Here is a 24,133-nt window from a genome sequence, read left to right on the forward strand (position 1 = left end):
GCTGCGACGCGGAAATCGCGCGCTGTCGCCGCGCCCCGCAGTGCCCGCTTCCCCCGAGAACAATTATCAGTGCAGGTCGTGAGAGTCTAAAAAGGCGGTGTGCTCAGGAGGTTCGCGTTTTTCCCGCACTTCCGAAATTCGAGTGCACAGAAGGCTGCGACAAAACGATTTACGCAACATATGTCCAGCAAAAACGGGTGGTAGCCGGTACGGCTACCACCCGTTTGTCTCATATCTAGCCCAAAGCAGGCCAGTTACTTCTTAATGCCGCGTCCCAGGCGCTCAGCGACCAACGCCACGGCACTCTCGTCGACTGAGCCGCAGCTCACGCAGCCATCGTGGGCACGCATCTGGCCGGTGACCTCGTCCATCGCGAGCGGCGCCACCTTCTCGAGCTTAAAGCCCTTGCCGGCGCGCATGTTTTCCTTGGCCACGCTGATCATGAGCTTAATGCGGTTGAGCTGGTTGACCTCGGACGCGCCGGGGTCGTAGTCCACCGCGACGATGTTGCTCTCGGGATGCTGGCGGCGCAGCTCCTTGATCACGGCCTTACCCACTACGTGGTTGGGCAGGCACGCGAAGGGCTGCGTGCAGATGATGTTGGGCGCACCGTGGTCGATCAGGTCGAGCATCTCGGCCGTGAGCAGCCAGCCTTCGCCCATGTTGTTGCACACCGAAAGCACCGTACGAGCCTTGTCCGCCATGGTGCCAATGCGCTCGGGCGCCTCGAAGCGGCGGGACTTTTCGAGCATCTCCTCCACCGGCGTGCGCATCCAGTCCACCAGCTTAATGAGCGCCTGCATGCTAGCGCGCGCCGTGGCAGAGCTTCCCAGCTCGTCTTTTTGAAGCTCGGCGTTGCTCATGGAGTACAGGAAGAAGTCGAGCAGGCCCGGTACCACGGCCTCGCAGCCCTCGCGCTCAATGACATCGACTACGTGGTTGTTGGCCGTGGGATGGAACTTGACCAGGATCTCGCCAACCACGCCCACGCGCGGCTTGGTACCCTCGCCCACAAGCGGCATGGTGTCGAACGCGCGGATGGCCTCGCGGCACAACTTGGTGTAGTTGTGCCTGTTGAACTTAGGCGCCAGCTTGCGGGCACGCGCCATGTACTCCTCGTAGAGTGCGTTGGCGGCACCGGGCGTGGCCTCGTACGGGCGGCAACGATAGAGCATCTGCATCATGACGTCACCAAAGAGCACTGCGTAGACTGCCTGCTTAAGCAGTGCCGGCGTAATCTTAAAGCCGGGGTTGTCCTCACCGAGCGCCACGGCCGAAAGCGAGATCACCGGGATCTCGGGGTGGCCGCTCTCGCGCAGGGCCTTGCGGATGAGTGCGATGTAGTTGGTGGCACGGCAGCCGCCGCCGGTCTGGCTGATAACCACGGCCGTCTTGGACAGGTCGTACCGACCGCTCTCGATGGCCTCCATAATCTGGCCCGTCACCAGGATCGACGGATAGCAAATGTCATTGTTCACGTAGCGCAGGCCAGCCTCGACGGCATCGTGGTCGGTCGAGGGCAGCAGCTCCAAGTTGTAGCCGGCACCGCGGAACACCTCTTTGACCAGGTCAAAGTGAATCGGCGCCATCTGCGGGCACAGGATGGTGTAGCCCTCCTCGCGCATCTGCTCGGTAAAGGGCACCTTGGGCCACGCGGTCGAAGCACTCTCACGCTGCGCCTCAAACGTGTACTTGCGGCTCGCGAACGCGGGGGCATCCGTGGAGGGCGCCACCGGCGCGGCATCGCCTTGCTCGTAGGCCTCGCCCGCGGCCGTGGCCTCGGCCAGGCGCTCGGCCTCCTGGTCCTTGAGCGCTGCCATGAGCGAGCGGATGCGGATGCGCGCGGCACCCAGGTTAGACACCTCGTCGATCTTAAGCACGGTGTAGATCTTGCCGCTGGCTTCCAGAATCTCCTGCACCTGATCGGTGGTCAGAGCGTCCAGGCCGCAGCCGAAGGAATTGAGCTGGATCAGGTCCAGGTCGTTGCGCATCGTCACAAAACGGGCGACGGCGTACAGGCGGCTGTGGTACATCCACTGGTCGACGACGCGAATCGGACGCTCGGGCTTTACCAGATGCGCAAGCGAATCCTCGGTAAAGACCGCGAAGCCAAAGCTCGAGATAAGCTCGGGCAGGGCGTGGTTGATCTCGGGGTCGTTATGGTAGGGACGGCCGGCGAGTACGATACCGTGGCCGCCGTGATCCTCGACCCACTTAAGGGCCTCCTCGCCCATGGTCTGGATGTCCTCGTGGAAGCGCGCATCGGCCTCAAAAGCAGCGTTGACGGCGGCATCGACCTCGGAGCGCGTGATCTTGGGACCGCGCACGCGACCGCGACCGGCCTCAGCATCGGCCACGCGGTCGACGGCGAGCACCTGGTACAGGCGGCGCTTGAGCTCGGTCTTGTCGTGATACGGCACAAACGGATACAGGAACTCGATGTTCTGCTCGCGGATCTCGTCGATGTTGAGTGCCAACGCCGTGGGATAGCTCATAACGATGGGGCAGTTGTAACAGTTGCCGGCAGTCGGATCCTCCTTGCGCTCCCAGCGCACGCACGGCATCCAGATGAAGTCGACATCGCGGTCGATGAGGTTCATCACATGGCCGTGGCTCATCTTTGCCGGGTAGCACACGCTCTCGGACGGCATGGACTCGATGCCCGCCTGGTAGGTCTTCTTGCTCGACTGGTCGGACAGCTGCACGCTAAAGCCCAGGCGCGTAAAGAACGCGTGCCAGAAGGGGTAGTTCTCGTACATGTTGAGCGCGCGCGGGATGCCGACGGTGCCGCGCGGGGCCTCGTCGGGGCTCAGCACCTCGCGGTTAAAGAGCAGCTCGTTTTTCTTTTTGAAGAGGTTGGGGGCCTCGGTCTTCTGCTTTTTGTGGCCGGCGCCCTTCTCGCAGCGGTTGCCGGTAATGAAGCGCCTGCCGCCGCCAAAGTCGTTAACGGTAAGCTGGCAGTTGTTGGAGCAGCGACCGCAGCGGACATGCTTTTGCGTCACGGTGAGGTGCGCGATGTCCTCGGCAGAAAGAATGGTCGAGGTGCCGTCGGCACCGGCGCGATCGCGGGCGAGCAGGGCCGCACCGTAGGCGCCCATGCAGCCGGCGATGTCGGGGCGCACGGCATGCACGCCGGTGAGCTGCTCAAACGCGCGCAGCGTGGCATCGGACATAAAGGTGCCGCCCTGGACGATTACCTGGCTGCCGATCTCCTTGGGATCGCGCAGCTTAATGACCTTGAACAGGGCATTCTTGATGACGGAATAGGACAGGCCGGCGGCGATGTCGCCCACCGTGGCGCCTTCCTTTTGCGCCTGCTTGACGCGCGAGTTCATAAAGACCGTGCAGCGACTTCCCAGGTCGACCGGGGCTTTGGCATGGATGGCGGCGTTGGCGAACGCGCGCACGTCCATGTTCATAGAGACGGCGAAGCTCTCGATAAAGCTACCGCAACCCGACGAGCAGGCCTCGTTGAGCATGATGTGCTCGATGACGCCGTCCTTGACGCGCAGGCACTTCATGTCCTGGCCGCCAATGTCCAGAATGAACTCGACGCCGGGCAGGAACGCCTTGGCGCCGCGCAGGTGCGCGACGGTCTCGATCTCGCCGGAATCGGCCTTGAGGGCCTCGATGAGCAGCGCCTCACCGTAGCCCGTGGTGGTCACGTGGCCGATGGTGCAGCCCGCGGGGATGTGGTTGTAGAAATCGGCCATGATGACCTTGGCCGTGCCTAGGATGTCGCCGTTGTTGTTGCCGTACCAGGTGTGCAGCAGCTGACCGTCCTCGCCCACGAGCGCGGCCTTCATGGTGGTGGAGCCGGCGTCGATGCCGATGAACACGCGTCCGGTGTAGCCTTCGAGCTTGCCCTTGGGGACGACCTCGGTGTCGTGGCGGGTCTTGAACTCGGCAAAGTCCTCGTCGGTGGCAAAGAGCGGATCCAGACGCTCGACCTCGGCACCCTGCGTGTCACCCAGGGCATCGATGGCCCCGATGAGCTGCGGGAACGTGCTGAGCTTGTTGGACTCGTGCGCCATGGCGGCGCCGCTCGCCACAAACAGGTGAGCGTTTTGGGGCACGATACGGTGCTCCTCGTCCAGATTGAGCGTGAGGTAGAAGCGGTGGCGCAGCTCGGAGAGATACTGCAGCGGGCCGCCCAGGAAGGCGACGTTGCCGCGGATGGGACGGCCGCACGCCAGACCCGAGATGGTCTGGGTCACGACAGCCTGGAAGATGGAGGCGGCCACGTCCTCGGGGCGGGCGCCCTCGTTGAGCAGCGGCTGCACGTCGGTCTTGGCAAAAACGCCGCAGCGGCTGGCGATGGGATAGATGGTGGTGGCGTTGGCCGCGAGCTCGTTGAGGCCGCTGGCGTCGGTGTGGAGCAGGGTTGCCATCTGGTCGATGAACGCACCCGTGCCGCCGGCGCAGGTGCCGTTCATGCGCTGCTCGATGCCGTTATCGAAGTAGATGATCTTGGCATCCTCGCCGCCCAGCTCGATGGCGACATCGGTAGCCGGGATGAGGGTCTCGACGGCACGCTTGCTGGCGATGACCTCCTGGACAAACTCCAGGTCGAGCCACTGGGACAGCAGAAGGCCGCCCGAGCCGGTGATGGCGCAGGTCATCTGGGCCGTCGGCAGCACGGTCGCAGCGCCCTCGAACAGGTCGCGGGCGCAGGCACGGACGTCGGTGTGGTGGCGCTGGTACTTGGCGTAGACGATCTGGTTGTCGTCGTTGAGCACGGCAAGTTTAACGGTGGTGGAGCCCACGTCGATGCCCAGGTGCAGGTTGCCGCGAGCGTTCTCGGGGTTGAAGATCGCGCCTTCGGGGGCGTGGGCGGCGGCTACGGGCTCGGCAGCGGTAGCGGGCTCGCTGGCGACGGACGTCTCCCCTGCCGCGTTCTTGGCATCGGCAACTGCCTCGGCAACTTTCTCGGCAGCCGCGGTCGCGGCCTTCTGCGCGGCGTCCACCACGGCGGGCGCGGCCTCGCGTGCGGCAGCGACCATGCGATCCTTGATGCCATCGACGAGTTTGCTCATTATCTCTCCTCTTAGTTGTTGGACTCGACGGTTGCGGCGGTGTCGGCCGTATCCTCGAGCTGCAGGTTCAATAGCTTCAAGCCGTATTCCGGCACGTTGATATCGATGGGTTGACCATATAGGTCGCCGGGACGCACAAAGGCGATAACCGTCATAATGCGTGCCATGGCCTCGGGCGATTCGGTGAGGCCGTGCTCAAACCAGCGCTGAATCATGCCGACCTCGGCGCTCACGACGTAGGTAACGTAGTAGTCAAAGAACGTGCCCAGCGCCAGGCCCAAAATGCCCGTCTGTGCACGAGGCACCACGGCCTCACGCGCGGTGTCGATAATCTTCTTAATGAAAGCCTGGTCGCCGCCCGGGCCCAGCAGCGATCCGATTAAATCGCGGTTGGCCGCAAGGTAGCGCAGCAACTCAACCGAACCGGGCGCCGGCTCGAGCTCATCGATGTTGTGATAGAGATCGGGCAACTGAGCTGCGGTGATGAGCTCAATGCGCTCGCGGATCTCGGCCAGCAAGCCGTCCTCGATTTGATTGATAAAGTCGGGAATATCGCGGTAGTGCGAATAGAACGTGCGGCGCGTAAGGCCAGCGCGCTCGGTGAGCGACGCGACATTAATGTGCGAAAGGTCGCCGCTTTCGGCAAGCTCGCTGGCAAGTGCTTGGCGTAGGGCACGCTGCGAGCGAAGGGACCGGCGATCACATTTCTCGAGCTGGGACAAGCGTCCTCCTTGTTACTCAGTCTGCGCGCTATTGCACAGTGCGAGTATTATTGCACACCGTGTGTATCAACACGTAAAGGCAATATTTTGGATGTGACAAAGGGGCTGTCCCTTTGTCACATTCAGCGACCGCCTAGGTTGTGCCAGTTGTGCCTGGCTTTTGAAGCGGCATTGCCGATTGTTCAAAATGTCATTCGTGGGTAGAATAGTGTCGACGGCAGCCCAAGTTCTGGAAAGCTGGGCAGCGCCGTTGTTTGCATTAGGGGGTCAACGCCTTAGCGGCGGCGACCCCTTCTGTTGCGCTTCGAACGCTGCTTGAATGCCTCGGAAAGGCCGACAAGTGCCGTGAAGAACGAGACCAAAGCGGTCAGAAGTCTCACGAAATCAATCAAATCGGTCATGGGCATCACCTCCCATCAGATGGAGGGCGCTGCCCGGCACATGGAACTGCCGCCAACAGTATCAATTCTATCAAAGCGCAGTTAGATATGCGAATGTTTGTTCGCATATCAGAAGATCGGAACTCGGGCATGGCGAAGGAGCAGTTCCTTTGCCATACCCGAGCTTGTCGCCGAACTGCTACCTACATTTTTCGAGTTATTCGGCCACGCTGCTGGTTCTGCATAAATGCACCACCGGGATTATCTGAGAGTTTTTGTCCTTATTTGAGCGCATACATGCCCATTTGCGCACTTACGTCACCGAATCAAACACCGTTAGAGGTATGAATGTTCCTGCGAGGGCATCTTTAGCCATTTAACGACCTCCGACAGGCCGAATAACTCGAAATTTGTTGGTGGCGAAAGCGTAACAGTCCTATACGCCAAAAGCCGGCATCTCCCATGTGACAAAGGGACTATCCCTTTGCCACATTATTCGATGACGGTGCGGGAGTTTTGCTTGCGCATGGTGGCGAGCATGTGTTTGGGGACGGCGTGGACCATGCAGCTACCGATGGTCGCGCTCGCGGCGGTCTTAGCTGCATCGCTTGCGTTTTTGGTCGCGTAGCTGTGGCGGAAACGTTTGAGCATGGCAATGTCGTTGCCGCCGTCTCCGTAAACCGCAACCTCGTCCTCGGCAATGCCGTAGTAGCCCGCCAGCCAGGCCACGCTCTCGCCCTTGTTGCATGCCACATCCGTGATCTCAAACATCACCGGATCGAACGGCGCGTTGACCACGCGGTCCGAGCGCTCGGCCAGATACGCCTTAAGGTCACGCTCCAGCTCGGGCGAGGTCACGCGGCAGTTGATCTTGCACACATCGTGGCGCAGGATGTCGCCGATCGACTGATCGAAATACTGTTCCTCGTGATAGCCGCCACGCGCGCGCATGCCGCGCATCACGATACGCTTGATGGGTCTGTCCTTTTTAAAGCCCGCCTGGTGCATCTCGAACGATCCGCTCGAAAACATGCCATCGGGCGTGGAGCAATCAAAGCAAATGTCCGGAAACTCCTTGAGCAGCTCCTCGGTGATCTGCGGGTCGATGGTCCAGGTCTTGAGCACCTCGCCATGGCTGTCGCGCACAATGGAGCCGTTAGAGCAGCAGGCGTCAAGCGCCAGGCCCGTAAAGCCATGCTCGCCGATCGGCAGCGTCGAGCGTCCGGTCGCGGGAACCACATGCAGGCCAGCCTCGGTCAGCTCGCGAATGACACGGCGAATGGTCCCGTCTGCCTCGTGCAGGGCATTCAACAGCGTTCCGTCTAAGTCACTCGCAAACATCTTGATCATGGGCATGCCTCTCCTTCGTCTGCACGATATTGTAGACGAGAGCGGGCGCGTCCCAAGAGAGACGCGCCCGCTAGGCGAAAGATTGTCCTACACCGCGGCGGGGCCGTGTTCGCCGGTGCGGATGCGGATAACTTCCTCGACCGGCTCGACCCAGATCTTGCCGTCTCCAACGGCACCGGTGCGAGCAGCATTGCAGATAATCTCGACAATTCCGTCGACATGCTCATCGGCGCAAATGAGCATGAACTGCACCTTAGGGATCGTGTTGACAAGCAACTCGTTGCCGCGCGCGTATTCCTTCCAGCCATGCTGTGCACCGCAGCCCTGCACCTGGTTGATAGTCATGCCGCGAACATCGGCAGCAAACAGCGCATCTTTAAGAACCTCAAGCTTTTCCTGGCGCACGATAGCCGTGATCTTTTTCATAATGAATTCCTCTCAATAATCAACGTATCCCTTTACATGAGACGCGGGTTTCCCAGGTGCCGCAGATTGGGTTGAAAGAGGAGCGCCGCGTACTTTTGTACGCAAGCGACGGTTTGAAACCCAAGGTGCGGTGCCTGGGGAAGCCGCTAGTCAAGTCCCGAGAAGGAGGGATATGCGCTCTCGCCGTGTTGACTCGCGTCCAAGCCCAGTGCCTCGTCGGCCTCGTCCACGCGCAGGCTGCCGTGGAACAGCGCCTTGACCACCGCGGCGATCACCAAATCGAGCACCAGCACAATAGCGACCGTCACCACAATGCCCAAAATCTGCGAGATGAGCAGCGACACGTCGCCCGTGTAGAACAGACCACCCTTACCGGTCCACGAAAGCTCCGGCACACAGAACAGGCCCGTGAGCACGCCGCCCAAGATGCCGCCGATACCGTGGCAACCAAACGCATCGAGTGCATCGTCGTAGCCAAACTTGGTCTTAAGATGGCTGATGGCCAGGTAGCAGACGGGCGACACGATAAGGCCCATGACCAGTGCCGCCCACGGCTCGACAAAGCCCGCACCCGGCGTGACCACCACAAGGCCCGCAACCAAACCGGTGCTGGCACCCACCAGCGTGGGGCGGCCGGTATGCACGCGTTCGACGGCAAGCCACGAGACCATGCCTGCCGCGCTGGCCGTCACGGTGTTGAGGATGGCGAGTGCCGCCACGGCGTCGGCCTTAAACTCGCTGCCGCCGTTAAAGCCAAACCAGCCAAACCAAAGCAGGCCGGCGCCTAGCGCCACAAACGGCACGTTATGCGGACGATAGCTCACCATGCCAAAGCCGCGACGACGGCCGAGCATTGAGCAGAGAATCAGGCCCGTGAGACCGGACGAAATGTGCACCACGTCGCCGCCGGCAAAGTCGAGTGCGCCGATGATGTCGCCGATAAAGGAGCCATCGCCGCCCCAGACCATGTGGGCGAGCGGCGCATAGACCACGAGCAGCCAAATGCCCAGGAAGGCCGTCATGGCATCAAACTTAACGCGGCCGGCCAGGCTGCCCGTGACGATGGCGGCGGTGATCATGGCAAACGCCATCTGGAAGGCGATGTTGATGGTCTGAGGGTAGACAGTACCGTCCGCGACATTGCCCTCGGCCGCCTGCAGTACCTGGCCGAGCACCGGCAGGCACAGCAGCTGGTCAAGGCCTCCAATAAACGGGCTGGAACCGTCGCCGCCATAGGCCAGCGACCAGCCGGCAACAATCCACAACACACCGACCAGGCCAATGGCGCCAAAGCACATGAGCATGGTGTTGATGACATTTTTGCGCCTAGACAGGCCACCGTAGAAAAACGCCAGACCCGGTGTCATTAAAAACACGAGCATGGTGCAGATGAGCATAAACGTTGTCGATCCCGTATCGTACATTCGCTCCCCCTTGATCGCATGAACGTTGTCGGCGCCCATAATGCGGCCGAGGGGCAACTGGTGTAGACCAGATACGGCGTTGTTAAACGCTGCGTTGTCGAATGGAAACGGTGCCGCAATCTTGGAAACGGCGCGGCAACGGACGCGAAACGAACGGGAAATACGCGAGCAAGGAAGCCGTGAGCGCGCCCGTCCCGGCTAGCGGCGGAACAGCTCGCGGGCTCGGTCGCGGAGGTCGGTAGCTCGGATGACACCTTCGTAGCGGTTGATGCGCAGGCGCGGGAAGGCATTGAAAAAGCGCAGGTCACGACGACTGAGTGACACGCTCGGTACCGGACGGCTCATGCGCTTACCGGCAAGGCGACGGCTGAGCGACGGACGCGGCATGCTCGGCGCGGCATCGGCCACGCGGCGGGCAGCAAGTGCCAGGCCGCGAGCACCATCCGCGATAAACGTCGGCATTGAAGCCTTCTCGCGCAGGGCATCGAGCGTCGCGTCGCCCAGCTCCGCCAGCCACGCGTTAACGGCACGGCTGCGGATATGCGTCTGTGCCACTGAGTCGATTGCCGAATCGGGAATACGTTCGAGCATAGAGTCGGACGCATCGGCAAGCGACTCGTTGATGCGGTCGGCGAGGTCGGCGCGCACACGCTCCAACTGATCGGACAGACGCCGCCAGCTCGCCAACGAGCACAACGCGTCGACCATCATCGCGACCGCGACGATAAAGGCGGACAGCCGCACAATCAGCACCGGCAGATGGCCAAGCAGCCCCAGCAATGCCGGCTCCACTAAACGGCAAATACACAACGCACCCAAGCCAAACGCGCAGGCCCAGTACAGGCAGATGCGTCCGTGCAAGTTAAACGGCAGGTGCGAGTAATCCCAAAAGCGAGCGCCCGTTGTTTTTTCCAATAGAAGGCCCACACTGTACTCGATTGCGCTGCATACAAGCGCCGCGGCGACAAACTGGCTCGAGGCATCCGGAATCCCGCGCAGCAAAAGCCAGCAGGCTATTCCGCCCACACCATAGATAGGACAACACGGCCCCAGCAAAAAGCCACTGTTGGCAAATCGTCCGTGATTGAGTATGGCGCAGACCGTCGACTCCCACGCCCAGCCGCAAAAACCGTAGAAGGCAAACGAGAGCACCAGTGCCGAGAGCGGGCAGGCGGCAAGCGTCGCGCCGCCAAATGCCATGTCGATCGCGGTTTCCACCGTCTACCCTCTCCTCTTTTCACTCGATTCGCTGCTCACGCCATCGTCCGCCTCGTCCTTGCGCGGCAAAACGCCGGCGACCGTCTCGCGCAGCGCGCACCATTTATCCGCCAGACACACAATCCATGCCTCACGACACGTCGGCGGCACCGGCACCAGCGGAAACATATGCCGCACGATAATATTCCGTTCGCGCGGCGTCAGCTCATAATCTTCCTCCGCACGTGCCAGGGCAAAAAACGGGTGGCGAAAGCCATGCAGCCGATGGCTTGGGTCGGGATCGTGCCAGTCATAGAGAAAGTAGTCGTGCAGCAAGGCTCCGCGCAGCAGCGAGGCACGGTCGATCGAAATGCCAGCACGGCCCAAGTGCTCGGCAAAGGACAGACTTGCCCGTGCCACCGAGGTCACATGTGCATAGACCGTCACGTCGCCATGCTGGATAAACTCGCGCGTCAGGTCCAAGCGGCCCGCCTGGGCGAGCTTGCGGGCGGCATCGTCGACCTCGTGCGCGATTTTCTCGGCACAAACGGCATCGGACATGCTGCCTCCTTCCAGCGGCTCACGGCGGCAAGCCACGGCCTGCACGTATTGAAAAAATCATCATCGAATCTATCAGTATGGCATCGGACAAAACGTTTTGCCCCACCAGTTGTCGAATTACCGCGCCGCCGTCACATATCAAACGCCAAAATGTGCGAGACTGTCTTGTGCAATTGTGTCGGCCGAGGGAGCGCCGGCGCTCGATTCGCATGGAGTAACCCACAACGATGCTGCTTACGCAAACGACAACGCCCGAGGACGTCAAGGCTCTCGACCGCGCCGAGCTTCCGCTGCTCTGCGGCGAGATTCGCCACGCCATCCTCGAAAGCTCCGCCGCTGTCGGCGGACACGTTGCCCCCAACCTGGGCGTCGTTGAGCTTACGGTTGCGCTTCATCGCGTGTTTAACTCCCCTATCGACAAGATTGTCTTTGACGTTTCGCACCAGACCTACGCCCACAAGGCGCTGACCGGGCGCGCGTATACCTATATCGATCCGGAACGTTTTGGCGAGGCTTCTGGCTTTGCCAATCCCGACGAGTCCGAGCACGACCTGTTCGCCATGGGCCACACCTCGACCTCGGTGAGCCTGGGCTGCGGCCTAGCGCACGCTCGCGACCTGGCGGGCGATGCGTACAACGTCATCACCATCATTGGCGACGGCTCGCTTTCGGGCGGCCTGGCGTTTGAGGGCTTTAACAATGCCGCCGAACTCGATAGCAACCTGATCATCATCGTCAACGATAACGACCAGTCCATTGCCGAGAACCATGGCGGCCTGTATCGCAATCTGGCCGAGCTGCGCACCAGCAACGGCACCTGTGAGCGCAACGTTTTCCGCGCGATGGGACTCGACTACCGTTATTTGGACGCCGGCAACGACGTGTTGTCCCTAGTCGACACGCTACAGGAACTGCGCAATATCGATCATCCCATCGTGCTGCACGTCTCCACCGCCAAGGGCAAGGGCTTTGAGCCGGCCCAGAGCGACCCCGAGCGCTGGCACCACGTGGGTCCGTTTGACATGGCGACCGGGCGCAAGCTCTGCCCGGGCCATCCGAGCGAGCCTGCGCCGCGCACCTACGCCGACATTACGGGCGAGGCGCTCAGCGCCGCCATCGAGCGCGATCCGCAGGTCGTGGGCATCACGGCCGCCACACCCTACATCATGGGCTTTACACCCGAGCTTCGCGCTGCCGCCGGCAAACAGTTCGTCGATGTGGGCATTGCCGAGGAGCACGCCGTGACCTTTGCCACCGCGCTTGCGCGCTCGGGCGCCAAGCCAGTCTTTGGTGTGTACGGCACGTTTTTGCAGCGCGCCTACGACGAACTCTGGCACGACCTGTGCCTCAACGACGCCCCGGCAACCATTTTGGTGTTTGGTGCGTCAATCTTTGGCACCACGTCCGAGACGCACCTCTCGTTCTTTGATATTTCCATGCTGGGCGGTCTTCCCAACATGCACTACTTGGCGCCGGCCTGCATGGAGGAATATCTGTCCATGCTGAGCTGGTCGCTCGACCACCGCGAGCATCCCGTGGCGATCCGCGTACCGGGCATCGGCCTGGTGAGCCGTCCCGACCTTGCGCCCGCCGAAGACACCGACTACAGCGCCGTTCGCTACAACGCGGTGCGCCAGGGTCGCGACGTAGCCGTGCTCGCACTCGGCGATTTCTTTGAGCTGGGCGAGCGCGTGGCAAACCGTCTGACTGCCGAGTACGGCATCGAGGCCACGCTCGTCAACCCGCGCTTTGCAACCGAGCTCGACCGCGAGTTCCTCGACAGTCTTGCCGCCGAGCATCGCGTTGTCGTCACCCTCGAGGACGGCATCTTGGACGGCGGCTGGGGCGAGCGCGTAGCATGTTATCTGGCATGCACGCCGTTGCGCACGCGCACCTTCGGCATCGCCAAGGGCTTCCCCGACCGCTACGACCCCAACGAACTGCTCGCTCAAAACGGCATGACGGTCGAGAATATGGCCGCCGAAGCCGTAAGGCTACTCAACGAGTAAAAAACCTCCGCAAGGAAAGCATCCCTGCGGAGGTTTTTGTTTTCGCGACGCGATTATCTCAATCTGTAACATCCAAGACCCGAATTCCCGTCTAACTGTTACAGATCTAGACAAGACGTCTTAGTCCCTGACCTTTGTCTCAATCTGTAACAGATAGAGACCTTTTAGCCATCCAGATGTTACAGATCGAGACATTCGAATTCCCCTGAAGTGAAAATCTCGATCTGTAACAGGTAGAACCCATTTCCTCGTCTAACTGTTACAGATTGAGACAAAGCAGCGAGACAGGCCGTCACATCTGCAAGAACCACCACAAAGGTGCCTGTCCCTTTTTGGTAGGTAGAATTACCCATAAGGTAAGTATGTTTCTGAGTTATTTCGTGTTGACCCATTTGAGCGCGATAGGGTATAACTCTACTCAACCGCTAGGGATTTTATTGAGAAAGGTGTTCTCCCATGAGCAAGAACCTCTCCCAGCAGGTCGTTCTCGACCGCCGCGGCTTTGTCGCCGCCACCTTCGCAACCGTCGCCGGCCTTGGTCTTGCCGGCTGCTCCGACACCAGTGCCGAGGCCGACAAGGGTTCCGCCGCCGGTTCTTCCAAGAGCTCCGAAGATACCGAGGCTTCCACCACGCTCGACGCCAAGGCATTCGACAAGCTCGTCGACAACGGCCCCAAGGCCGATGACGACGCCATCGCCGCCAGCACCTGGGCGACGGCCGTCAAGGACGCCGGCGTCTTTAAGATCGGTGGCGTTCAGACCTCCACGCTCTTCTCCCTCCTCAACGAGAAGGACGGTCAGACCCGCGGCTTCGATGCCGGCATCGCACAGCTCCTGTCCAACTACATTCTGGGCGAGAACAAGGTCGAGATCACCCAGGTGACCTCGGACACGCGCGAGTCCGTCTTGCAGAACGGCCAGGTCGACGCCGTCTTTGCCACCTACACCATCACTGACGAGCGCAAGAAGCTTGTCTCCTTTGCCGGTCCCTATTACTACACGCAGCAGGCCATCCTGGTGCTCGCCGATAACGACGACATCAAGAGCGTCGACGACCTGGCCGACAAGAACGTCGCCGTCCAGTCCGGCTCCAACGGCCCCGCCATCCTGGAGGAGTTCGCCCCCAAGGCCAGCCAGCAGGAGTTCAAGACCGACGAGGAGGCCCGCCAGGCACTCCAGCAGGGCCGCGTTGACGCCTACGTCATCGATAACAACATGCAGCAGAGCGCCCTGGTCCGCGAGCCCGGTAAGTACAAGATCGCCGGCAAGCCCTTCGGCAGCAAGGAGCCCTATGGCATCGGTCTGCCGCTCGATTCCGACGGCGTCGCCTTTGTCAACGACTTCCTTAAGAAGATCGAGGACGACGGCACCTGGACCGAGCTGTGGCAGATCTGCATCGGCGACCGTACGGGCGACACCAATGTTCCCGAGCTGCCCGAGATCGGCGCCTAGGCAGCGAGCCTGGTAACGGCCGCAACGAAACCATATGGAAACGCACGATGCACTTTATTGCGATAAACTGTTTCCAATCTGAGTTGTCGGGGCTTCCGTACACACGGGAGCCCCTTTCCTTATCGGCGGGAGGTCCGCATGAGTCTCTCCGAACTCTGGTCGCTCTATGGCCAGAACTATATCGACGCGCTGCTAGCAACCTGGGGCATGACGCTTGAGTCGTTTGCCATCGCCATGGTGCTGGCCGTCGCCGTCACCGTGATGCGTGTGTCGCCGCTCAAGCCGCTGCGCGTCTTTGGCGACCTGTATGTCCAGGTCTTCCGTAACATCCCCGGCATCGCGCTGCTCATCATCGTCGTCTACGCGCTGCCGCCGCTCAAGGTCGTCCTGCCCTATCGCACCTGCGTTATCGTCGCTACGGTCCTTTTGGGCTCGGCCTTTGGCTCCGAGAACTTTATGAGCGGCATCAACACCGTCGGCGTCGGCCAGGTCGAAGCCGCCCGCTCGCTCGGCATGAGCTTCAGCCGTATCCTCGCCAAGATCGTGATTCCGCAGGCGCTGCGCTCAAGCGTATTGCCCATGACGAACCTCTTTATCGCCGTCATGCTCACCACCGCGCTCGGCAGTCAGGTGCCGCTTAAACCGCAAGAGCTCACCGGCGTGGTGAGCTACATCAATACCCGCTCGCTCGGCGGCGTCGCCGCGTTCTTTATCTCGGCGCTCGGCTACCTGGGCACGGCCTTTGTGGTGAGCCACATTGGCAACTACATCGACAAGAAGGTGAGGATCCTCCGATGAGCAAGCACTCCTCCCCTGCGCTCACCATGCGCGATGCGCTCTACGAGGCTCCCGGCCCCAAGATGCGCGCCAAGATTCGCATCGGCACCGCCATCTCGCTTGTTGCCGTCGCCACACTCGTCGTCCTGGTACTGCAGCGCTTTTATGTGACCGGCCAGCTTTCGGTCCACTATTGGTATTTCTTTACGCACCTCACCACCTGGAAGTTCCTGCTTGCCGGCTTTGAGGGCACCGTTAAAGTCGCACTCACCGCCGGTGTCATTGCGCTGGTACTGGGCTTAGCCCTTATGCTCGGCCGCACCAGCGACATTAAGCCACTGCAACTGGTCTGCCGTGTGCTCACCGATTTCTTCCGCGGCGTGCCGAGCCTGCTGTTCATCTACTTCTTCTTTTTGGTGCTGCCCCAGTACAAGATCGCGCTGCCGTCGTTTTGGATGCTCACGCTCCCCGTCGCACTCGCTGCAGCCGGCGTACTCGCCGAGATCTTCCGCGCCGGCGTCAACGCCGTGCCGCGCGGGCAGGTCGAGGCGGCCCAGGCGCTCGGTCTCTCCAAGGCCAAAATCACCTTTAAAATCGTGTTGCCGCAGGCTATTCGGTTTATCATTCCGTCCTTGATTTCACAGCTTGTGGTCGTAGTCAAAGACACCACCGTCGCCTATGTGGTGAGCTATCCCGACCTGATGCAAAATGCCCGCGTGCTCATTACCAACTACGACGCCCTCGTGTCGGTCTACCTGGTTATCGCGGTCATCTACATCCTCATCAACGTCGCGATCAACAAGGCCGCTGTCTACGTTTCGCACAAGACCGGCGCGACCATCATCCGCTAACGCTTTACCATTTCGAGTCATAAGGAGCCGAGCACCATGGCACAGAGCACCTCTTCCACCGGCAATCAGCCGCTGATCGAGCTCAGACACGTCGATAAGCACTATGGCGATCTGCACGTCCTCAACGACATCAATCTCTCGGTCAACCGCGGCGAGGTCGTCGTTGTGATCGGTCCCTCGGGCTCGGGCAAGTCGACCATGTGCCGCACCATCAACCGCCTGGAAACCATCGACTCGGGCGAGATCCTCATCGAGGGCGAGCCCCTGCCGCAGGAAGGCAAGGACCTTGCCCGTATGCGTGCCGAACTGGGCATGGTGTTTCAGCAGTTCAACCTGTTTGCACATATGACCGTACTGCAGAACGTCATGCTGGGACCGGTCGATGTGCTGGGCGTCTCCAAGGACGAGGCCCGCGAGCGCGCCATGGACCTGCTGGGCCGCGTGGGCGTTGCCGAGCAGGCCGATAAGGTGCCCGCACAGCTCTCGGGCGGACAGCAACAGCGTGTAGCCATCGCACGCTCGCTTGCCATGCACCCCAAGGCCATGCTTTTTGACGAGCCTACGAGCGCCCTTGACCCCGAAATGATCAACGAGGTGCTCGAGGTCATGGTCCGTCTGGCCCAGCAGGGCATGACGATGATCGTCATCACGCACGAGATGAACTTCGCCCGCCGCGTGGCCGACCGCGTCGTGTTTATGGCCGACGGCCAGATTGTGGAAACCGGCACACCCGACGAGTTCTTCGACCACCCCCAGACCAAGCGCGCCCAGGACTTCCTCAACTCCATTAAGGGCCACTAACCAGACCGCCCACCCGCCAGCCATGCCCATCCAAACTCGAAAGTTACACCTATGATCGGAACCCACACCTCATCGTCCTACACTCCGCACGTCGACGTCGACCCCGCTGACCGCCCGCTTATCCTGGTAGCACCACGCTGGGAAGAAGCGAAGCCCTATTTGAGCGAGACGCTCTCCCCCAACGAGGAGATTGCGAGCGTATTTGTCGACGCCATTCTTGCCGCCGGCGGTCTGCCGCTGCAGATGTCCATCACCGAGGACATTGAGGTTATCCGTCATTACGTCGATATCGCCGACGGCATCGCCATTCCTGGCGGCCCGGACGTCAACCCCAAGCGCTGGGGCGACGAGCGTCCTTACGACCCCACGCTGTGCTGCGAGATTCGCGACCGTTTTGAGTTTAATCTGGTTAACGAGGTACTTCGCGCCAAGAAGCCGCTCTTTACCACCTGCCGCGGCACGCAGTTGCTCAATGTCGCCACCGGTGGCACCCTGTGCATGGACGTGCCGAGCCTGGGCGCGCGCGAGGGTAGCACGCAGTGGCGCCACACCCACGTGCTCAACGACCCCGTGCACCCCGTCGAGGTTGTGCCGGGCTCGCTGCTGGAGCGCGCGGTTGGCGGGCACAGGCTGATCCAGACCAACTCGGCACATCACTGCTGCGTCGATCGTCTGGGTAAGAGCACGCGCTTGGTCGCCAAGGCAACCGACGGCGTTCCCGAGTGCATCGAAGTCGAAGGCCAGCCGTTCTGCCTGGGCGTGCAATGGCACCCTGAGTATACGTGGAAGACGCTCGAGACCGACTTTAACCTGTGGAAGTCGTTTGTCGAGGCGGCGGCCAAGGTAAAGCAGGCCCGCTAGCTCGCCAACCGCACAACAGATAAAGGCGCCCCGCCGGCCACATGGTCCGGCGGGGCGCCCTATTACCTATATGCTGCCGGCACACAGTCCAAGGCTCGCAAGCCCTTATTCGGCCGCCTCGCGCAGGGCTGACATCGTTGCCGCATATTGCTGCTGCAGCGCATGCATTCCCTCGCGAGCGCCGTCAACGGTATCGGCGCCGCGCAGCGCCTCGGTCACCACGACCGCCGGCTCGTACAGATTATCGAATCCCAGGTTCTGGCTCACGCCCTTGAGCGTGTACGCTGCCATAAACGCACCTTCGGCGTCTCCCGCCGCCATGGCGGCCTCCAGCTTGTCCATGCTCTCGTCATCCAAAAACTTGAGGGCAAAGCGGGCAAGCATTTCCTCGCCCATCAGCCGAGCGCATGCGTCATCATAATTGGCGCCGATCTTCTCATACGCCTCACGCATGGAAATCATGGATTAAAACTCCTTTGGTCAAACTAAATCGTGGGAAACGCGACGACGTCGGCGGGGCGCGCCAACGTCTCGGCGATACGGTCTTGCACCTCGAGCAGGCAGTCGAGCAACAGCGGGTTAAACTCACCGCACTTACCGTCCAAGATCATCTGGATAGCCTCCTTGTGCGGGATAGCGTCCTTGTACACGCGCACGCTCGTCAGAGCATCGTACACGTCGGCCACCGAAACCACCTGTGCGGCGATGGGAATCTGGTTGCCCTTAAGGCCATCGGGATAACCCTTGCCATCCCAGCGCTCGTGATGCCAACGCGCAATCTGGTACGCATATTCCACAAGCGCATTGCCGACGTGATGGCGGCCCAGCTCGAGCAGCATGTCGGCGCCGATCGTGGTATGCGTCTTCATAATCTCGAACTCCTCGGGCGTAAGACGCCCGGGTTTGTTGAGGATCGCATCGTCAATCGACATCTTGCCAATATCGTGCAGCGCCGAAGCCAGGGCAATCGTGGAGCGCTCCTCATTGTCGAGGGAGATCGTGCCGCTACGCTGGACCAGACAGCCAAGCAGCAGCTCGGTCAGCTTCTCGATGTTCGTAACGTGCCTGCCGCTCTCGCCATTGCGAAGCTCCATAACGCCGGCCATGATGTCGATGAGCATGCGACTGTTCTTGACGCGCTCGTTGTACTGCTGGGACAGCAAACTCGTCAGGCGGCGCTGTTTGGCGTATAGGCGGATGGTGTTGCTTACACGCCGGCGCACGACACGGGAGTCAAACGGGCGGTTGATATAGTCCGAGGCGCCCAGCTCGTACGCGCGCAGAACCATATCATCGGAATCTTCGCTCGAAATCATGATGAAAGGCAGATTGTCGATACCCGATCGGCGCGACAGATCGGCCAGCACCTCAAAGCCGCTTATGCCCGGCATGACAATATCCAGCAGCACGAGCGACAACTCATCGCCATAGCGGTCGACCATGTCGAGCGCCGTACGACCGTTGTCGGCCTCGAGGATGCAATACTCGTCCTTGAGCATCTCGTTGAGAATGGCTCGGTTCATCTCGGAGTCATCGACAATAAGCACCAAAGGCTTTTCGCTTTGGAAGGCTTCGATGGAATCGGCATCGGTCACGACCGTACCGGCTTTTGCCTTAGCGCGGCTCAATAACTGGACAGCGCGGCCAACTCCTTCATCGACCGTCTCGCCATGAATGCGAACGCCACCAACACATGCCGTCAAGCTCACGTACTCATGGCCCGGAACAATCGTGGCATGAACGGCATCGGACACCTGATGCAGGCGACGGGTGAAGTCATCGGAGGGAATATTGGGCATGACGACCACAAACTTGTCGCAGCCATAGCGTACGAGCTCGTCAGTCGAACGAATTCCGCTGCGTATGGCCGTCGCCACAGCACCGAGCGCAAGGTCGCCGGCATGACGACCACACGTATCGTTGAAGACCCTAAAATCATCAAGGTCGATCACCGCAACGCCAGCCTTCATGCGGGCGCTACGGAGCTTTTCCTCGTAATATCGGCGATTGCGCACACTCGTCAGCACGTCGGTGTAGACAAGGTCCTCTTCTGCGGCCTCTTGCTCATCAATCGGACGCACCATCAGCAAGACGTGAGGCTCGCCCTCGACCTTCAGAGGACGCAGACGGGCGCGGTACTCAACACCATCGTTGAGCAGTTGCTCCGACACCTCACCCGAATCTGCCAAAGCCTCAAGACTCGACTGACGCAGACAAGGGCAGCGATCGCCGGCGAGCAGGCAGTTAGGCTCGCTCTTAATCTGATCGGCCGACAGCAAACGTACCACGGGGTAGGTCTTCGCGACACGGGCGACCTCGGCGGCAGCCTCCTCGTCGGTTAGATTGGCCTCGTGATTATTGAGCATATGGGGCCCTTTCGATAGTTTCGCATGGTAGCGATGGGTTCCAAATGTTACAAGGTTAACACCTTGCCGATGCAGGTAAGCACGTGAATGCTGTTACATTTTTATGAGTTGGCAGACGGCGCGATTGAAGCCGCAGACGTGAGGTCTTGAGCACATTTGTTAACACGGCCGAAACGTTTGCGAGTGAAGCCTGTTTTGTTTTTTGCAGCTGTTAGAACCCAAGGATGCCACGGACGGCCGGGGCAGCCGCTGCCGGGCGATCGCGCAGGCCGTTGTGCGCGCCGGGAATCATTACGAGTGGACAGTCCAAAAACTCAGCCGCCACCCTCGTGCCCGTCTCGCGGGGCGTACCAATCGAGAGTTCGCCCAAAAGCACGGCGGCCACCGTTTTCGACGCGCGAACGCTATCCCAATCGGGAACGCAGGTCATAGTAATCCCGTATTCATTGGCCATGAAGCAACGACCATTGCGCAGGGCATGTTTGGCTTCCGCTTCGGTCGTCCCAGGAGCCTCGGGGTCCAAGTCGCCGAGGGCTCCCAAGAAAAGCCGGAGCGCCCTTGAAACCTTTCCAGCCGCAATCATATCGAGCAAAACCGGAGCTGCGCCCATGCCGACGCCTTCGGCCGACACAGCCGGCTCGTGCAGAATCGCACGGGCGACGAGATGGGGTTCGGTGCGAAGAAGCTCCAGCGCCACCAACGTACCGGCGCTATGCGCAAGCACATTTGTCGGAGCGCCAACGTGTTCGATCACGGCCTGCAGGTCGGCGGCCTGAGCGGCAAGATCATAGCTGTCGTCTGCCGCATCGCTGCTGCCACCGCAGCCGCGGCGGTCGTAGGCAATTACGCGGTAGTTGCGACTGAGTTCACAAGCGATACCGTCAAAAAATGTGCCGTCGACACAAGCGCCGTGCACGCACACCAAGGCAGGAGTATCAGGCGACACATCCGGGCCGGCATATTCGCGACAGGCAATCGTGGTGCCCGCATTCTCGACCGTAAAATCCATGTTGTGCCCCCATCATCAATGCTCATCCAGTTGCACGTCAGTGCGGTTGGATGGACCTGCATTGCCTTACACCTTGTTAACAGATTAACTTTACCCGACCCGAGGCTTTTCATGACACGGCATAATGAGCGACGTGAAAAAACGAAACTTGTAAAGCAAGAGCCCGCACCCTGCTTTGGAGCCGATGCTATGCTTAGGCACAATTGTCTTGAGGAGCATATGCCTATGTCTACGTTTTTGAATGCCAGCCCCATCTTTGGGCCCGTTCGCAGCCGTCGCCTTGGTCTCTCGCTCGGCGTCAACATGATGCCGGCCAGCGGCAAAATCTGCACGTTCGACTGCATTTACTGCGAAAACGGCCTCAACGCCGAGCGCCCCTGCCATGAGCCGCACAACACAGCTGCCGTGGTACTCGACGCGCTCGAGGCAAAGCTGTGCGAGATGGCAGCCGAGGGCGAGCTCCCCGATGTGATCACCTTCGCAGGCAACGGCGAGCCCACCGCCGCACCGGAGTTTCCGCAGGCCATCGCCGGCGCCGTCGCGCTGCGCGACGAGCTTGCCCCAAACTCTAAGATCGCCGTACTCTCCAACGGCACGCGCGCCGACCGCCCCGAGGTGCACGACGCGCTCATGATGGTCGACGACAACATTCTTAAGCTCGATACCGTCGACCCGGCGTTTATCCAGCTGCTTGACCAGCCTGTTGGCCCCTACGACGTCGAGCACCAGATCGAGACGTTCGCAAGCTTTGACGGTCACGTTATTATCCAGACGATCTTTTTGACCGGCGAGTATCAGGGCAAGCTCATCGACAACACCGGCGAGGAGTACGTTGCCTCCTGGCTCGCGGCGCTTGAGCGTATTCGCCCACAAGAAGCGACCATCTACACGGTGGCGCGCGAGACGCCGGTCGCCGGCCTTGCCAAAGCAGCGCCCGAGGTGCTCGACAAGATCGCCGCACGCGTGCGCGCCCTCGGCATTCCCTGCCAGGTGAGCTACTAGCAAAACCACGCAGCAGCCAGTGCCCGCCATCCCGCTCCATCAGTTGCGGTGATATAGTTCCTATTTATGCTGTTAAACCGCTTAAATCGGAACTATATCACCGCAACTTTTATGGACGCGTGAGTGGGCTATACTGGCTGCGGATGAAAGGAAGTTAGCCATGTATGACAAAGGACCCGTGCCTGGCCGCAACGACGCCTGCTGGTGCGGCAGCGGCAAAAAATATAAGAAATGCCATAGCGCCTTTGATGAGCGCCTTGAGCGCCTGTGGGAAGAGGGCTGGGAGGTCCTGCCCCGCACGCTCTACAAGACGCCCGCCGATATCGAGGGCATCAAGCGCTCGGCAGCCATCAACGTGGGCGTGCTCGATTATGTGGGCGAGCATATCGCCGCAGGCATGACCACCAACCAGATCGACCAGATGATCTATGACTACACCGTCGAGCACGGCGGCACACCGGCAGACCTCAACTACGAGGGCTACCCCAAAAGCGTGTGCACCTCGATCAACGACGTCGTCTGCCACGGTATCCCCTGCGATACGGACGTGCTGCACGAGGGCGACATCATCAACGTGGACTGTTCCACGATCCTGGACGGTTACTTTAGTGATTCGAGCCGCATGTTCTGCATCGGCGAGGTCTCTGCCGAGCGCCAGCGCCTGGTCGACGTCACCCGCGCCAGCGTGGAGGCGGGCTTGGCAGCCGTCAAGCCATGGCTGCCGCTGTCCGTTATGGCCGAGGCCGTGCAAAAGACGGTCGAGGACGCCGGCTTTAGCGTGGTGCGCGAGTACGGCGGACACGGCATCGGTAAGGAGTTCCACGAGGACCCGTTTGTGGGCTTTACCACCGAGGCACCCGATGTGGACACCATCATGGCCCCGGGTATGGTCTTTACCATCGAGCCCATGGTCAACGCCGGAGCGCCCGACATCAAGATCAGCAAGGGCGATGGCTGGTGCGTGCGCACCAAGGACGGCAGCGATTCGGCCCAGTGCGAGGTACAGCTCGTGGTGACCGAGGACGGTTACGAGCTGCTCAGCTGGTAGCTGCGGATGCGCCGGATGCTGACGGGTACGCTCGTCTTGCATCCGGCGTTTTTATTTGAACGTTTTGCCTGATAAAACCTGCCAAAATAAACCTGTCCCTTTTTGGCAGGTCGAGCGGAGAGGACTGCTTGTGAACATCCTGGTTTTGTTGCCCGTCAACGACCGCCATCGCGCAATTCTTGAGTCGAGCGCTCCGGGCGAGGACTTTATCTACACGAGCCCCGACGCCGCCACGCGCGAGCAGGTCGCCGATGCCGACGTGATCCTGGGCAACATCGACCCTAGCATGCTCACGGCATGCGAGCATCTCCAGCTGTTGCAATTGCAGACCGCCGGCTATGACGACTACCTTGCCGCCGGCACCGTGCCAGCCGACGCTAAGCTTTCCTGCTCGGTGGGCGCCTACGGCCAGGCTGTGAGCGAGCACATGTTTGCCATGGTGCTGTCTATGATGAAGCGTCTGCCCGGCTATCACGATCTGCAGCGTGAGCATCGCTGGAAGGATTTGGGGCCGGTTACCTCGCTCAAAAACGCCAACGTGCTGGTGCTGGGCGCGGGCGATATCGGCGGCCACTTTGCCACGCTCTGCCGTGGCATGGGTGCGCACGTCCGCGGCATCAAGCGCCATCCGCTCGTCTACCCCATTGTGTTTGAGGACATGGACGGCATGGATGCCCTGTCTGAGCGCTTGGCGGAGGCAGACGTCGTCGCATCTTTTATGCCGAGCACACCCGAGACCCGCGGCCTGGCGAACGCCGAGTTCTTCGCCGCGATGAAACCGGGCGCCTTCTTTGCCAACGGCGGCCGCGGCGCCCTTGTGGTCGCCCACGCCTTGGTTTCCGCCGTGGTGTCGGGCCATCT

General features: G+C 60.8%; 19 protein-coding genes and 1 pseudogene (1 of these 20 cut by a window edge). 9 read left to right on the forward strand and 11 right to left on the reverse strand.

Annotated features, from left to right (window positions below; translation table 11 throughout):
- Positions 1-254 precede the first annotated feature (254 nt).
- The 8 genes from AB5767_RS08630 to AB5767_RS08665 all read right to left on the reverse strand — a co-directional run bounded on the left by AB5767_RS08630 (position 255) and on the right by AB5767_RS08665 (position 11,096).
- Positions 255-5,036: an acyl-CoA dehydratase activase-related protein gene (locus AB5767_RS08630; protein ID WP_368132189.1), complete on the reverse strand. Its 4,782-nt coding sequence runs from the start codon at positions 5,034-5,036 to the stop codon at positions 255-257.
- Between the two features lie 11 nt (positions 5,037-5,047).
- Complete coding sequence (locus tag AB5767_RS08635) at positions 5,048-5,758, reverse strand: TetR/AcrR family transcriptional regulator (protein WP_225093871.1); 711 nt, start codon at positions 5,756-5,758, stop codon at positions 5,048-5,050.
- A 275-nt stretch (positions 5,759-6,033) separates the two neighbouring features.
- The gene (locus AB5767_RS08640; protein WP_368132188.1) at positions 6,034-6,159 is read right to left on the reverse strand and encodes a hypothetical protein; all 126 of its coding nucleotides are present in this window, start codon (positions 6,157-6,159) and stop codon (positions 6,034-6,036) included.
- A gap of 471 nt (positions 6,160-6,630) precedes the next feature.
- Positions 6,631-7,488, reverse strand: coding sequence for an HAD-IIB family hydrolase (locus tag AB5767_RS08645; protein WP_270225930.1), 858 nt, complete (start codon positions 7,486-7,488; stop codon positions 6,631-6,633).
- Positions 7,489-7,575: 87 nt separating this feature from the next.
- A complete protein-coding gene (locus AB5767_RS08650) occupies positions 7,576-7,914 on the reverse strand; it encodes a P-II family nitrogen regulator (RefSeq protein WP_368132187.1) in 339 nt (112 codons plus the stop codon).
- Positions 7,915-8,060: 146 nt separating this feature from the next.
- Complete coding sequence (locus tag AB5767_RS08655; protein WP_368132186.1) at positions 8,061-9,338, reverse strand: ammonium transporter; 1,278 nt, start codon at positions 9,336-9,338, stop codon at positions 8,061-8,063.
- 198 nt (positions 9,339-9,536) lie between these two features.
- Positions 9,537-10,556 carry a putative ABC transporter permease gene (locus AB5767_RS08660; protein ID WP_368132185.1) on the reverse strand — a complete coding sequence of 340 codons (1,020 nt, stop codon included), beginning with the start codon at positions 10,554-10,556 and terminating at the stop codon, positions 9,537-9,539.
- A 3-nt stretch (positions 10,557-10,559) separates the two neighbouring features.
- Entirely contained in the window at positions 10,560-11,096 is a 537-nt protein-coding gene (locus AB5767_RS08665; RefSeq protein ID WP_368132184.1) for an HD domain-containing protein, read from the reverse strand.
- Between the two features lie 227 nt (positions 11,097-11,323).
- Between AB5767_RS08665 and AB5767_RS08670 the strand changes: the two genes are divergently transcribed.
- The 6 genes from AB5767_RS08670 (at position 11,324) to AB5767_RS08695 (ending at position 17,847) form a co-directional block, all read left to right on the forward strand.
- A complete protein-coding gene (locus tag AB5767_RS08670; RefSeq protein ID WP_368132183.1) occupies positions 11,324-13,105 on the forward strand; it encodes a 1-deoxy-D-xylulose-5-phosphate synthase in 1,782 nt (593 codons plus the stop codon).
- A gap of 456 nt (positions 13,106-13,561) precedes the next feature.
- Positions 13,562-14,557, forward strand: coding sequence for a glutamate ABC transporter substrate-binding protein (locus AB5767_RS08675; protein WP_117778609.1), 996 nt, complete (start codon positions 13,562-13,564; stop codon positions 14,555-14,557).
- 138 nt (positions 14,558-14,695) lie between these two features.
- A complete protein-coding gene (locus AB5767_RS08680) occupies positions 14,696-15,355 on the forward strand; it encodes an amino acid ABC transporter permease (RefSeq protein ID WP_022094657.1) in 660 nt (219 codons plus the stop codon).
- Positions 15,352-16,185 (forward strand): amino acid ABC transporter permease, encoded by an 834-nt coding sequence (locus AB5767_RS08685; protein ID WP_117746440.1) that lies wholly within the window; start codon positions 15,352-15,354, stop codon positions 16,183-16,185. Before AB5767_RS08680 ends, AB5767_RS08685 begins: the two co-directional genes overlap by 4 nt.
- Before the next feature lie 36 nt (positions 16,186-16,221).
- Positions 16,222-16,986, forward strand: a complete 765-nt coding sequence (locus AB5767_RS08690) for an amino acid ABC transporter ATP-binding protein (RefSeq protein ID WP_368132914.1) — start codon at positions 16,222-16,224, stop codon at positions 16,984-16,986.
- Positions 16,987-17,037: 51 nt separating this feature from the next.
- Entirely contained in the window at positions 17,038-17,847 is an 810-nt protein-coding gene (locus AB5767_RS08695) for a gamma-glutamyl-gamma-aminobutyrate hydrolase family protein (RefSeq protein ID WP_368132181.1), read from the forward strand.
- A gap of 105 nt (positions 17,848-17,952) precedes the next feature.
- Here the strand turns inward: AB5767_RS08695 and AB5767_RS08700 are convergent, their stop codons facing one another.
- The 3 genes from AB5767_RS08700 to AB5767_RS08710 form a co-directional block, all read right to left on the reverse strand.
- Complete coding sequence (locus AB5767_RS08700; protein ID WP_368132180.1) at positions 17,953-18,309, reverse strand: Hpt domain-containing protein; 357 nt, start codon at positions 18,307-18,309, stop codon at positions 17,953-17,955.
- Positions 18,310-18,332: 23 nt separating this feature from the next.
- Positions 18,333-20,213 carry a diguanylate cyclase gene (locus AB5767_RS08705; RefSeq protein WP_368132913.1) on the reverse strand — a complete coding sequence of 627 codons (1,881 nt, stop codon included), beginning with the start codon at positions 20,211-20,213 and terminating at the stop codon, positions 18,333-18,335.
- A gap of 211 nt (positions 20,214-20,424) precedes the next feature.
- Positions 20,425-21,222 (reverse strand): alpha/beta fold hydrolase, encoded by a 798-nt coding sequence (locus AB5767_RS08710; protein WP_368132177.1) that lies wholly within the window; start codon positions 21,220-21,222, stop codon positions 20,425-20,427.
- A 225-nt stretch (positions 21,223-21,447) separates the two neighbouring features.
- Between AB5767_RS08710 and AB5767_RS08715 the strand changes: the two genes are divergently transcribed.
- The 3 genes and pseudogenes from AB5767_RS08715 to AB5767_RS08725 all read left to right on the forward strand — a co-directional run.
- The gene (locus AB5767_RS08715) at positions 21,448-22,224 is read left to right on the forward strand and encodes a radical SAM protein (protein ID WP_368132176.1); all 777 of its coding nucleotides are present in this window, start codon (positions 21,448-21,450) and stop codon (positions 22,222-22,224) included.
- 160 nt (positions 22,225-22,384) lie between these two features.
- A complete protein-coding gene (gene map / locus AB5767_RS08720) occupies positions 22,385-23,272 on the forward strand; it encodes a type I methionyl aminopeptidase (protein ID WP_055286839.1) in 888 nt (295 codons plus the stop codon).
- 451 nt (positions 23,273-23,723) lie between these two features.
- Positions 23,724-24,133: pseudogene (locus tag AB5767_RS08725) on the forward strand (D-2-hydroxyacid dehydrogenase) (it continues 316 nt past the right edge of the window).

This window comes from Collinsella aerofaciens (genome assembly GCF_040926265.1).
In the GTDB taxonomy this organism is placed as follows: Bacteria; Actinomycetota; Coriobacteriia; order Coriobacteriales; family Coriobacteriaceae; genus Collinsella; species Collinsella aerofaciens_BB.